The sequence below is a fragment of the Gordonia otitidis genome (genome assembly GCF_020735545.1).
In the GTDB taxonomy this organism is placed as follows: Bacteria; Actinomycetota; Actinomycetes; order Mycobacteriales; family Mycobacteriaceae; genus Gordonia; species Gordonia otitidis.
The window spans coordinates 2,346,526-2,359,385 of sequence record NZ_CP085974.1; the positions used below are offsets into that span (position 1 = coordinate 2,346,526).

Annotated in this window: 9 protein-coding genes; 7 read left to right on the forward strand and 2 right to left on the reverse strand. The window is 65.8% G+C overall.

Features of this window, described 5'->3' with window-relative positions:
• The first annotated feature begins 51 nt into the window (after window positions 1-51).
• The 7 genes from LK459_RS10655 to LK459_RS10685 all read left to right on the forward strand — a co-directional run bounded on the left by LK459_RS10655 (window position 52) and on the right by LK459_RS10685 (window position 11,174).
• Entirely contained in the window at window positions 52-1,626 is a 1,575-nt protein-coding gene (locus LK459_RS10655; protein WP_227923269.1) for a molybdopterin-dependent oxidoreductase, read from the forward strand.
• A gap of 80 nt (window positions 1,627-1,706) precedes the next feature.
• Complete coding sequence (locus LK459_RS10660) at window positions 1,707-3,248, forward strand: alpha/beta hydrolase family protein (protein WP_227923275.1); 1,542 nt, start codon at window positions 1,707-1,709, stop codon at window positions 3,246-3,248.
• A 281-nt stretch (window positions 3,249-3,529) separates the two neighbouring features.
• Window positions 3,530-4,627, forward strand: a complete 1,098-nt coding sequence (locus LK459_RS10665; RefSeq protein WP_007241047.1) for a Re/Si-specific NAD(P)(+) transhydrogenase subunit alpha — start codon at window positions 3,530-3,532, stop codon at window positions 4,625-4,627.
• Window positions 4,627-4,932 (forward strand): NAD(P) transhydrogenase subunit alpha, encoded by a 306-nt coding sequence (locus LK459_RS10670; protein ID WP_005177965.1) that lies wholly within the window; start codon window positions 4,627-4,629, stop codon window positions 4,930-4,932. The genes LK459_RS10665 and LK459_RS10670 overlap by 1 nt, the downstream gene beginning before the upstream one ends.
• A complete protein-coding gene (locus LK459_RS10675) occupies window positions 4,929-6,446 on the forward strand; it encodes an NAD(P)(+) transhydrogenase (Re/Si-specific) subunit beta (RefSeq protein WP_227923277.1) in 1,518 nt (505 codons plus the stop codon). The genes LK459_RS10670 and LK459_RS10675 overlap by 4 nt, the downstream gene beginning before the upstream one ends.
• A 71-nt stretch (window positions 6,447-6,517) precedes the next feature.
• The gene (locus tag LK459_RS10680) at window positions 6,518-8,668 is read left to right on the forward strand and encodes a hypothetical protein (RefSeq protein ID WP_227923279.1); all 2,151 of its coding nucleotides are present in this window, start codon (window positions 6,518-6,520) and stop codon (window positions 8,666-8,668) included.
• Between the two features lie 199 nt (window positions 8,669-8,867).
• Window positions 8,868-11,174, forward strand: a complete 2,307-nt coding sequence (locus LK459_RS10685; protein WP_227923280.1) for a SulP family inorganic anion transporter — start codon at window positions 8,868-8,870, stop codon at window positions 11,172-11,174.
• Between the two features lie 15 nt (window positions 11,175-11,189).
• Here LK459_RS10685 and LK459_RS10690 read toward each other — a convergent pair whose 3' ends face one another.
• Both LK459_RS10690 and LK459_RS10695 read right to left on the reverse strand, forming a co-directional pair.
• The gene (locus LK459_RS10690) at window positions 11,190-11,930 is read right to left on the reverse strand and encodes a metallophosphoesterase (RefSeq protein WP_227923282.1); all 741 of its coding nucleotides are present in this window, start codon (window positions 11,928-11,930) and stop codon (window positions 11,190-11,192) included.
• A gap of 119 nt (window positions 11,931-12,049) precedes the next feature.
• Window positions 12,050-12,832 carry a dienelactone hydrolase family protein gene (locus LK459_RS10695; protein ID WP_227923284.1) on the reverse strand — a complete coding sequence of 261 codons (783 nt, stop codon included), beginning with the start codon at window positions 12,830-12,832 and terminating at the stop codon, window positions 12,050-12,052.
• Between the last annotated feature and the right edge of the window lie 28 nt (window positions 12,833-12,860).

Below are 12,860 nucleotides of genomic sequence, written 5' to 3' on the forward strand. Positions count from 1 at the left end.
ACTAGAACGTGTTCTAGTGGTTGGTGGTCTCGACCCGAGGTATCAAGGAGTGTGTCCTCAGGACGAACCCTCACCAGACCTCGCGCCGACGACGAACACGCCCCAGCGCCGCATGACGGACCTGCTGCCCTTGCGGGAGTGATCGCCGTCGGCGCAGGTCTCGCGGTGGGCGAATTGTGTGCAGTGCCGATATCGGAGAACAGTTCACCCTTCTTCGCGGTCGGTTCGACAGTGGTCGACCACACACCGCAGGCCGTTCGGGAGTGGGCGATCAGCACGTTCGGTACGTCGGACAAGACGGCATTGTTCACGGGGATGGCCCTGGTGATCGTGCTCCTCGCGGCAGCAACCGGGATTCTCGAGCGTCGTCGCGGAGGCTTCGGCTGCGCGGTCATCGGGGTGTTCGCGGTGTTGGGTGGGGTCGCGGCGCTGAACAGGTCAGGGGCCGGCGGTACCTATGTCATCCCCTCGCTGCTCGCGGGGCTCGTCGGCATCGCGGTCCTGCGGATCCTGATACGTCAACTGGACGCCGGCGCGGCATCGACCGGCGACGGGCGACCCGGGGTGTCGCGACGATTCGTACTCACGGCGGCGGGGATCGCGGTGGCCGCGGTCGCGGTCGGAGCGATCGGCCGCAAACTCCTCGCCGACGCCGCACGTACCGTCGCAGACCGCGCGGGCATCCGACTACCGGTGCCCGCCTCACCGGCACCGCCGATCCCGGCCGGCGTCGACATCGGTGTGCCGGGCGCGACGTCGTACATCACCGACTCCGCGTCGTTCTACCGCATCGATACCGCGCTCCAGGTACCCCAGCTGACCACAACCGACTGGTCACTTCGGGTGCACGGGCTCGTCGACGAGGAGTTCACGATCACCTGGGACGAGCTCCTCGCGATGCCGATGACGGAACGGGTCGTGACACTGACCTGCGTGTCCAACGAGATCGGCGGAGACCTGATCGGCAACGCTCGGTGGCTCGGCGTACCGATGAAGACCATCCTCGACCGTGCCGGTGTGCGTCCCGGCGCCGACATGCTGCTCTCGACGAGCTCGGACGGCTGGACCGCGGGCACCCCGGTGTCGGCGATCACCGACAAGCGCGACGCACTGTTGGTCGTCGCCATGAATGGTGAGCCGCTACCCATCGAACACGGCTTTCCCGTCCGACAAGTGATCCCGGGACTCTACGGCTATGTGTCGGCGACCAAGTGGGTGACCGACTGGGAGCTCACGCGCTTCTCCGACGCCCAGGCGTACTGGACGACGCGAGGATGGTCGGCACTCGGACCGATCAAACTCGCGTCGCGGATCGATCGTCCGGCGAGCGGCTCGGTCTCGGCGGGAACCGTGATCGTGGCGGGTACCGCATGGGCGCAGCACACCGGTGTCTCCGCGGTACAGGTGCGCGTCGACGGCGGGCGCTGGCAGGACGCCCAACTGGCGACCGAGTACAGCATCGACACCTGGCGCCAGTGGAAGTTCACCTGGCAGGCCACCCGTGGGGAGCACACCGTCGAGTGCCGCGCCATCGACAAGAACGGGACAGCGCAGGTGGAAGCTGTGGCCGACCCCGTTCCCGACGGTGCAACCGGTCTCGATTCGCGGGCCTACACCGTCAACTGACCTCGGCTGCCGGGGTGGCGCCCGCGCGCGTCGCCGGGGGCGGCGCTACCCTTCGACGCAGCACGCGTGGAGGGGGTCGAATGCACAAGATCGTCACGTCCGGGCTCGCGGTGTGCGCCGCGGCCACTCTGCTCCTGACCCCTGCCACGGCGGACGCGGCGTCGACCTCCGGATCGAGTTCGGTGCAGTTCCCGTCCTCCTGGTACGAGCCGACCCCCATCCGCGAGAAGCCCACCTGGCTACCGGACAGCCTGGGCGAGAACGCGACGGTGATCCTCGTTCCCGGCACCAGCGACTTCACCCCCATCAGTGCATCGGACATCGGCGGGTCGGGTTCGCCGATGGGAGGTGACCAATACGGACGAACTGTCGATGTGGGGTTCTACGACGCACCAGGCGGAGGGGCGTCGTTCGGGCCGAAAGTCGTTGTCGTGCAATACCCTGCGGCGTTCGGGATCATCGTCGGCGGCAAAGAGTACGACCTGAGTGGAACGGGTACCTACAACAGCTCGGTCGACATCGGTACCGCAGAAGGTGTTGCCGACGCCGAGCAGGCCTGGGCCGACCGCGGCGGATCGGGCACGATCATTCTCAACGGCTACTCGCAGAGCGGCCCGATCGCGATGAACGTGGCGTATCTGCTGCACCAGAAGTACGCGTCCGGCGACCCCGACGCGATTCCGGACTCCGACATCGTGGTGGTCGTCGGCGCCGACTCCCGGTTCCCGAACACGGGCATCGAGACGATCATCCCCAGCTTCGTCCCCGGCGCGCACACCAACGGCGCGCGCGACGAGTCCGACACCGGCGACATTCACGTGATCTCCTACTGCGTGCGTGGAGATTCCGTGTGCGGCATGGGAAATCCACTCGCCCATCCTCTCGCCACCGCGTTCTACTTCCTGCCCGGTGCCACCATCCACGGGCAGAAGGGCAACCTGGTGAACCAGTACGAGGTGGCGTCGACCAGGGAGGTCGGCAACACCACCTACGTCGTCCTCGACGGCGGTAACCCGTGGGGAATCTTCCTGCGCAGCTTGGGAATCGCCGTCCCACCGGAATTCGACGACGCGCTCGACGCCCTGGTGCCGGTGCCCGAACCCGGCGAGGCGTCGACCATCGCGGGAGTTCGGGTTCCGACGCCGCGCGACATCCAGGTCGCGCTCGCAGACGCTCTGGGACTGCAGGTTCCGGTCACCGACCCCGACGCGCTCGCCGCGCAGGGGAGAACATGGCAGGCGCCGGATGCTGCCGGTGAATCGAACAGCGAGTCCGTCTCGAACGAATCCCGTCCACGCGCCGGCACGACGAGTGGTGCCCACGAGACCTTCGAGAATTACCTCGCGGGGGCAGAAGCGGGGAACGGCGTGAGCAAGGCCGCCCCGGAGAGCGACGCGACGTCGCCGCGAGCACACGACGGCTCGACGGGCGGCACGACTGGGTCCACCACGGGCACGCCGACCTCGACTCCCCAGACCTCGACTCCCCAGACCTCGATGACCCAGACCGCGTCGCCCCCGAGCACTTCCGCCGCTCCCGTCGCCGAGTCCTCCGTGTCCTCCGCCCCCGCGGGCGACGGTGCACCCACCACGTCATCGACCGGGCCGACAAGCGCCCGATAGTCGGACACCAGCCTAGACACCTGTCCACCCGTGTGGTTTCATGGCGAAGTCAAGGAAAAGTGAGCAATTCAACGGCGTGATCTGCGTCTGTTGAGGTCATGCTATGTTCGTCGCACCGAATTTCGAGCGGGCGCGACGTGCGGATGACCACCTCATTGACGATCTGCGCCCCGACGTGGCGCAGAACGACAGTGGCCGGAGGAGTAAACCCGCGGATCATCGTGCGCCCGTACCCGTACAAGTTCCAGTACCCGTAGAAGACAGAGAAGAAACAAACAATCATGAGCGTGGGAGTCGTGCGCGAAACGGCCGAGGGTGAGCGTCGTGTGGCGCTCGTCCCGAAGGTCGTTGCGACGCTGGTAGGTAAGGGAGTGCCGGTCACCGTCGAATCGGGGGCAGGCGTCGAGGCATTGATCCCCGACGACGCATACGTCGAGGCGGGCGCGACGATCGGGGATCCGTACGCCGCCGACGTCGTGCTTCGGGTGTCACCGCCCAGCGATGCCGAGATCGCGAGACTGCGCAGGGGGCAGAAGCTGATCGGTTTCCTGGCGCCGCGCAACGCCGACACCAAGATCGGTGCGCTCAAGGATGCGGGCGTCGAGGCCTACGCGGTCGAGGCCATTCCGCGCATCTCGCGTGCGCAGGTCATGGACGCGTTGAGTTCGCAGGCCAACGTGAGCGGGTACAAGTCGGTCATCGTGGCGGCCGACAAGTCGACTCGCTTCTTCCCGATGCTCACCACGGCGGCGGGCACTGTGAAGCCCGCAACGGTATTGGTGCTGGGAGTGGGTGTCGCCGGCCTGCAGGCGCTGGCCACGGCCAAGCGTCTCGGCGCCCGCACCACCGGATACGACGTGCGACCCGAGGTCGCCGAGCAGGTCCGTTCGGTCGGCGCGCAATGGCTCGATCTCGGGATCGACGCAGCGGGCGAGGGCGGATATGCCCGTGAGCTGACCGACGAGGAGCGCGCCAAGCAGCAGCAGGCACTCGAGGATGCGATCAAGGGTTTCGACATCGTCATCACCACGGCGCTGGTGCCGGGACGCCCGGCGCCGCGCCTGGTCACCGCCGCAGCCGTCGAGGGCATGAAGCCCGGCAGCGTCGTCGTCGACCTGGCGGGCGAGACCGGTGGCAACTGCGAGCTGACCGAACCGGGTCAGACCGTCGTCAAGCACGACGTCACCATCACGTCCCCGTTGAACCTGCCCGCGACGATGCCGGAGCATGCCAGCGAGTTGTACTCGAAGAATTTGCAGGCGCTGATCGAGTTGATGCTCGACGAGAACGGCGCGATCGCACCCGATTTCGACGACGAGGTCATCGCAGCAGCCTGCGTGACGGGGTCGCCGACCACCAACTCGGAGGTGAAGGCCTGATGTACACCGGTCTCATGGCGAACATCGCCATCCTGGTCCTCGCGGGATTCGTCGGCTTCGCGGTCATCTCGAAGGTGCCCAACACGCTGCACACCCCGCTCATGTCCGGTACCAACGCCATTCACGGCATCGTCGTGCTGGGTGCTCTGGTGGTGCTGGGTTCTCTTCCGGCCGACGCCAATTGGGGCACCCGGATCATCGCGTTCGTCGCACTGATCTTCGGCACGCTCAACGTGGTCGGCGGCTTCCTGGTCACCGATCGCATGCTCGGAATGTTCAAGGGTAAGAAGGAGTCTGCCAAGTGAGCGCCATCCTCGCCTCGACGGTGTTGGCGAGCGAGTCGACCGGACAGGTCTCCGAAGGCCTCGGTTACGGCGTCACGGCTCTCTACATCGTCTCCTTCTCGCTGTTCATCTACGGCTTGATGGGACTGACCGGTCCCAAGACCGCGGTCCGCGGAAACTGGATCGCCGCAACCGGTATGGGCATCGCGATCATCGCGACGCTGCTCAGCGTCTACAACAACGCAGGCGATACGGGTGTCCCGACTGTCAACTGGGTGCTGATCGCCATCGGTCTGCTCATCGGTGTCGTACTCGGTATCCCGCCGGCGCTCAAGACCAAGATGACGGCGATGCCGCAGTTGGTCGCGCTGTTCAACGGCGTCGGCGGCGGGACCGTCGCTCTCATCGCGTGGGCCGAGTACATCGAGTACGACGGCTTCACCCGGGTGCCGCACGAGCCGAACGTCGCGGTGATCGTCGGATCGCTGTTCGCCGCGATCATCGGGTCGATCTCCTTCTGGGGATCACTGGTGGCGTTCGCCAAGCTGCAGGAGCTACTCAACAAGAATCTCGAGAAGAAGCTGGTCGCCGCGGCCAAGCTGTTCCAACTCGCCAACGTCGTACTCGCGATCGTCGCGGTCGCGGTCGCGGTGGTCATCGGGGTCAAGGCGAGTTCGACCAACGCGACCCCGTGGTACTGGATTGTCATCCTGCTGGTGGTCGCGGGTCTGATGGGACTGTTCGTGGTGTTCCCCATCGGCGGCGCCGACATGCCGGTGGTCATCTCGTTGCTCAATGCGCTCACCGGATTGTCCGCAGCCGCTGCGGGTCTCGCCCTCAACAATCAGGCGATGATCGTGGCGGGCATGATCGTCGGCGCGTCGGGTTCGATCCTGACGATGCTGATGGCCAAGGCGATGAACCGCTCGATCCCGGCGATCGTGTTCGGCTCCTTCGGTGGCGGAGATGCCGGGGCCGCAGGTGTTGCGGGCGCTGCGGGTGGCACGGTGAAGGCGACGTCGGCATCCGATGCCGCGATCCAGATGGCGTATGCCAACCAGGTCGTCGTCGTGCCCGGCTACGGTCTGGCCGTCGCGCAGGCACAGCACACGGTCAAGGAGATGGCAGATCTTCTCGAGGACAAGGGCGTCGAGGTCAAGTACGCGATCCACCCGGTCGCGGGACGTATGCCCGGCCATATGAACGTGCTGCTCGCCGAGGCCGACGTGCCATATGACTCGATGAAGGAGATGGACGACATCAACGGCGAGTTCTCGCGCACCGACGTCACCATCGTCATCGGCGCCAACGACGTCACCAATCCGGCTGCGCGCAACGATCCGTCGTCGCCGATCCACGGCATGCCGATCCTCAACGTCGACCAGTCCCGGTCGGTCATCGTGCTCAAGCGCTCGATGAGTTCGGGCTACGCGGGCATCGACAACCCGCTGTTCACCGCCGAGCAGACGTCGATGCTGTTCGGCGATGCCAAGAAGTCGGTCAGCGAGGTCATCGAGGAGCTCAAGGCGCTGTAGGCGAGCATCGAGCACTTTCCGATTCTGTAGCAGCGGGCGACACGACGGTCGTCCGCTGCTACATCTATGTGGTGGCTGCCGAACACTCGCGGGCGCGCGTCGCCGTCTCGCGTGTCCTGCTGATCGCGGGCGTGCTGTGCCTCACCGCAGGCCTCGTCGCAGGCCTGGTCAATCGAGAGGCCGTGAACAGTGACCGGTTCGCCGGGCACGTCGACTCCGTGCGGCAGGATCCGGCGGTCGCACGACAACTCGGGCTGCTCGTGTCTCAGAAGATCCTCTCGGCGTCACCGGAGTTGATCGCACTGAGGCCGCTGGTGGAGTCCGTCTCGATCTCTGCGGTGTCGAGCCCCGCGGCCGCTCCGGCGGTCCGCTCGTTGACGGCGACGCTGCACAGGTCTCTCACCACCGACGACGGACGGGCCGTGGTGCTGCGCCTCGCCGACCTGGGCGCGGTCACCGTGGCAGCACTGCGCACCGTTGCGCCGAACGCGGCAGCGAGGCTCCCCGACGACATGGACGTCACACTGTCGCAGATCGGCGCCGGTGAATGGGGCCGGGGCATCATCGGTTACGTCCACTGGGTGCGCGTGCTCTCGTGGCTCCTGCCGCTGCTCGCCCTACTCCTCATCCTGGCAGCAGCCTTCATCCGACCTCCGCCTGCATGCGGTCGCGGTGTCGGCAGAGTCTGTGTGGTCGCAGACGCTGTCGGCGACGCATTGATCTGGTTCGCCATCGTGCTCGCGGCAATCGTGCTCGCGTGCACGATCATTGCCGCGTTCACCGCCACCGACACGCTGGGCGGTGCGCTCACGGTCGCGGTCTGGAACGAGGTCGACGGCAGATTGTGGATCGTCGCAGCGGTGGCGGCGTTGATCGGCGTGGCCGTACGCGCGGCGTCGAGTCTTTTGGTGCCGGGGGGTCTCGGCGTCGCCTATGTCGACTCAATGGGCGAACGTGTGCGCACGTGGTCGCCGCTGCGCCCGTCGACGCCCCTGGGGATCGCGGCCCGCGGTGGGGTTCTGGTGCTCGCCGGTGTCCTGGGTGTCCTACGGCCGCAGACTCTGGTCACGATCATCGCGGTGCTGGCGGGGACGTGCGCGATCATCATCGGTGTCGCCGAGATGCTCAGGGCGGCACACCGCGCATCGGGAGGTACGGCTCGCCGGATGCTCGGACGACTGGTCTTGCCTGTTGTCGCGGTCGTGGGGATCGTCGTCGTTGTGGTCACGGTCGTCGTACTGGCCCTGCCGCAGCCGACGCCGACGCTGAGTTCGTCGACGGCGAGCAGGGACCCGAACGCCTGCAACGGTCATCTCGAACTGTGCGACAGGCCGTACAACGAGATCGCCTACCCCGCGACCCACAACTCCATGTCGGCACAGGACGGCGACCGGTGGTTCATCGCCGAGCAGCAGACCGGCGTCATGGGTCAACTCGACGACGGCATCCGGGTGTTCCTCGTCGACAGCTGGTACGGCCAGATGTCCAACAAGCCGCCGATCATCGCCAACACCCAGGAGAGTCGCGCACAGGCTCTCGCCGCTGCGGAGAATCTGTACGGCGTGCAGACAGTACAGAGTGCGCTGCGCGTCCGTGACGCGCTCAACCTGACGCCGGTGGGACCGGTGAAACCGTATCTGTGCCACGAACTCTGCGAATTGGGCTCGACGGAGTGGCTTCCGCTCATGGTCAAGGTCCGTGAGTGGATGGACCGCCACCCGCGCGAGGTCGTCACGTTCTTCGTGCAGGACATGGTGGCACCCGCCGACGTCGAGACACTTCTACGCCAGTCCGGGCTATACGACAGGCTCTACACCCCGACGATGGGCAGACCGTGGCCGACGCTTCGCCAGATGATCGACTCGCGCCACACACTGGTGTGGTTGCACGAGAACGTCGGTGGCGGTGCCGAGCGGCCGTGGCTCCTCGACGGCAAGGAATGGACACAGGACACGCCATACGAGTTCCGCACCACGGGTGAATTCAGTTGCGACTTCTATCGCGGGTCGCCCACGGCACCGCTGTTCCTCGTCAATCACTGGATGAGCAATTTCACCAGCAGGATTCGCGACGCCGGTGTGGTCAACAGGGAGGAGTTCCTGTTCAACCGGCTCGAACAGTGTCGAGCGGAAAGACACATGATTCCCAACTACGTTGCCGTGGACAACTATCGGATCGGCGATCTGTTCGCCTCGGTCGATCGGCTCAACGGTGTGAGTTGAGGGGCGACCGACGTTCTGAAGCAGGCGCTCCCGATTGCCCACACCGGCTCCACGGGGCGGGCTCGAAAAGTTGAATGCCGCAACGACTTTCACATTTTCGGTGAGTTGGGTCACAGTTGAATCGTCAATATAGGGGTTTCACAGGGATTTTCCTCGGACGAGCAACTCGGACGTAACTCTTGATCTGTACGTTCGGGACATGGCAGCAACCCCGACGGATTCTCGACGGACGGAAACAGCCCCGGAAACTCGTGATCGATGGCGAGGTGTTCTCAAGTACGACGTGCCGGCATCGCTGGTGGTCTTCCTTGTGGCACTACCCCTTTCACTCGGAATCGCGGTGGCGTCGGGCGCACCGGTGATGGCCGGACTGATCGCGGCGGTGGTCGGCGGTGTGGTCGCGGGAGCAGTCGGGGGCAGTCCGCTGCAGGTGTCCGGGCCTGCGGCGGGCCTCACCGTTGTGGTCGCCGAACTCGTCGCGAACTTCGGGTGGAAGGTGACGTGCGCGATCACCGTCGGTGCGGGAATCCTGCAGGTCCTGTTCGGTGTCAGCCGGATCGCGACAGCGGCGCTGGGGATTGCGCCTGTCGTGGTGCATGCGATGCTCGCGGGTATCGGGATCACCATTGCGCTGCAGCAGATCCACGTTCTGCTCGGTGGCCGGTCGCAGAGTTCGGCACTGGCCAACATCACCGAGTTGCCTGCGCGCATCGGTGAGATCAGTTGGGCTGACGCCGCGATCGGGATCGTGGTGATCGTGGTGATGGTCGGGTGGAAGTACCTGCCCGCCGGCGTGCGGAAGATCCCGGGGCCACTCGCGGCGATCGGGCTCGCGACAGTCCTGGCCACGCTGCTCGATCTTCCCGTCGAGCGAGTGAGTCTCGACGGCAACTTCTTCGACGCGATCTCGCTCCCGCAACTGCCCCAGGGGAATTGGAGTGGATTCGTTCTCGGTGTGCTCACGGTGGCGTTGATCGCCAGCGTCGAGTCGCTGTTGTCCGCGGTCGCCGTCGACAAGATGCACGACGGTCCGCGCAGTCGGTTCAACCGTGAACTCATCGGACAGGGGAGCGCCAACGTGACCTCGGGGCTCCTCGGTGGCCTTCCGGTGACCGGGGTGATCGTTCGCAGCACCGCCAACGTCGCAGCAGGTGCACGCACCCGCTGGTCAGCGGTACTGCACGGCGTCTGGGTTTTCGTCTTCGCCGTCTTCCTGACGGCGTTGGTCGAGCAGATACCACTCGCTGCGCTCGCCGGTCTCCTGGTGGTCATCGGTATGCAGCTGGTGAAGTTGGCGCACATGAAGACCGCGCTGCGCACCGGCGACCTGTGGGTGTACGGCGTGACCGTGGTCGCCGTCGTCTTCCTCAATCTCCTCGAGGGTGTCGCGATCGGCCTCGCACTCGCGGTGGTGTTGGTCCTCTGGCGGGTGATCCGTGTCGAGATCAGTGCGGGACCGTCGGCGACCGGGGCGAGCGACGAATGGTTGGTGTCGGTTCGCGGATCGCTGAGCTTCCTGTCGATGCCTCGCCTCAACAGCGCGCTGGCAAAGGTTCCCGAGAGTGCGCCCGTCACACTCGAACTCGACGTCGACTTCCTCGACCACGCGGCGTCGGAGATGATCTCCGATTGGGTCCGTGCGCGCGAGGCCGCCGGCACACCGGTGACCGTGGTGGAGCGTGGTCGGGCCAGGATCGAGCACGCGCCCCTCGCACCGCCGCGCAGGCACACCGGGGGCATCGTCGGTCTGACGCCGTGGCGTAGTCAGCGCATCCCCGTGGGCGACGACGCCGTGGCCGACGTGCCCGCGCCCCTGCGGTCGATCATGGCGGGAGTCACCGACTATCACCGTGATCACGCCGACGTCTTGCGTGGTCATCTCGAGGACGTCGTCGACTATCAGCAACCGGACGCGTTCTTGCTCACCTGTGCCGATTCACGCATCATGCCCAACATCATCACGTCGAGCGGTCCGGGCGACCTGTTCACGGTGCGCAACGTCGGCAACCTCGTCGGAGGTTCGCACGGAGCCGCCGAATCCATCGAGGCTGCTCTGGATTTCGCGATCAACGAGGTCGGTGTCACCGCAGTCGTGGTCTGCGGTCACTCGTCGTGCGGTGCGATGCGCGCGCTGCTCGATCACGATGGCAGCCGCTCGCAGTCGACGTCCGGATCGCCGATTCGCTCCTGGCTGTCGCAGGCCGAACCGAGCCGAGCCGCTCTGGAACTCGGACATCCTGCCGGAAGGTCAGCTGCGCGTATGGGTTTCAACGACGTCGACCAACTGGCGGTGGTCAATGTCGCCAAGCAGGTCGAGCTGCTGAGTCGTCATCCTCTCGTGGGTCGTGCCGCGGCTGAGGCGCGGCTGCGAATCATCGGGCTGTACTTCGACATTCGCTCCGCGCAGGTCTATGAGGTCACGTCGACGGGGATTCACCTGGCGGGGGTGGGACACCACGTGAGTAGCATGCTCGAACGCGAAGCCGGTGTCGCGCCGCGCTCGTAGGGTGCTAGCGGGCGCTCAGAACATCACCGAGCGGAAATGTGTGATCAGCCGGCCGGCGTCATCGAGGATGTGGAACGCGATGCCCGGCGGCTGACCGCGATTCACGATGTCCTTGCCCTCGAAGGGCAGATTGAGTGTCGACGAGACACCCGGGGCGACACACAGCGGACGGTCGGCGAAGCGGGTGACGGCGGGGGTGTGCGCGTGCCCGCACAGGAAGGCAACGATATTCGGGTGCTCGACGACGAGCGCGGCAAGTCGCTGTTCGCCGGTCTGGCGGATGCTGTCCATGAAGGGCATCTCCAGGGTCACGGGCGGGTGGTGGAATGCGACGAACACCGGTGTCTCGGGTCGGTGCGCGGCGATCTCCGCCGACATCCACGCCAGCGTCTCGTCGTCGAGATACCCGTCGTTGCGATCGGGAATGGAGCTGTCCACGACGACGAACAAGACGCCGTCGATCAGGCGCGACGAGTTGATCGGTGCCGACGACTCGACGCCGAGTATGCCCGCGTTGAACGCGGTGCGGTCGTCGTGGTTGCCCTCGGTGATGAGGATCGGCAGCGGACTGTCGATGACGAGCGAGGCCTCACGGTACTCGCTCGGGCTGCCCTCGTCGGCGACGTCGCCGGTGATCAGAAGCGCGTTGATGCCTGCTGCACGCGCGTTGATGTAGTTCAACGTCGATTCGATGCGGTTGCGGTTGCATCGGGTGCCGTTGAAATGCAGGTCGCTGATGTGCGCGACAACGAACACAGGCTCTCCCGGGGGTTGGACACCACTGAACATAGCCAACACCGTTCGCATTGGCGAAGCGAGGTCATCCGACGTGGCGCGAGACTCACCGGGCTACGACTATGACCGCATCGAACCGGTCAGTGCAGGGTGTGCGCGAACAACTTGCGGAGCTCGGAGAAGTGGTGCTCGGCGGCGTCGTGGTGGTACATGGCGGTGTCGGCCATGGTGTAGCCGTGCGCCGCACCCGGGTACACCGTGGCGGAGTGCGTGACACCCGCTGTGATGAGCGCGTGCTCGAACTGCGCCACGGCTTCGAGGGGCAGCGAGCGGTCGCGGTCGGCGTGGATGGCGAGCACCTGCGCGTCGACGCTGCCGAGACGCAGGTGCGGACTATCGGAGGATTGCGTGACCAGCCCGCCGGTATGGAACATCCCGAGCGCCGCGACGTCGTCTGGTCTACTCGCCGCCGCCAGCAGTGCCAATCTCCCGCCCATGCAGTAACCGGTGACGCCGATCGGTCGCTTCGAGACGCCCGGCGTCGACCTCAACGCGTCGATGTACGCCGCAAGGTCGGGTTCGACGAGATCATCTGTCAACGCGTGTACACGTGGCATCGCCTCGGCGAAGAACTCAGCGCGCGCGTCGTCGTCGAGCAGTTCGTCCTCGGGCGAGGTCTCGGCTGCGGTGCCCCAGCGATAGAACACATTGGGCACCAGGACGACATAGCCCCACGAGGCGATGCGGTCTGCCATCCGACGTGTCTGTCGGCGCAGTCCGATCGCGTCGATGATGAACAGGACACCAGGATGGTCGGCGTCGTCGTCGGGGCGTACGAGGTAGGCCTCCGCATCGCCGTCGGCGGCCGTGACGGTGATGTCGGCTCCGCGGGTGGTGAAGGGTGCGACGTCGGTGTCGGTCATGTTCGTTGTCCTCTCACAGGTGGTGTGC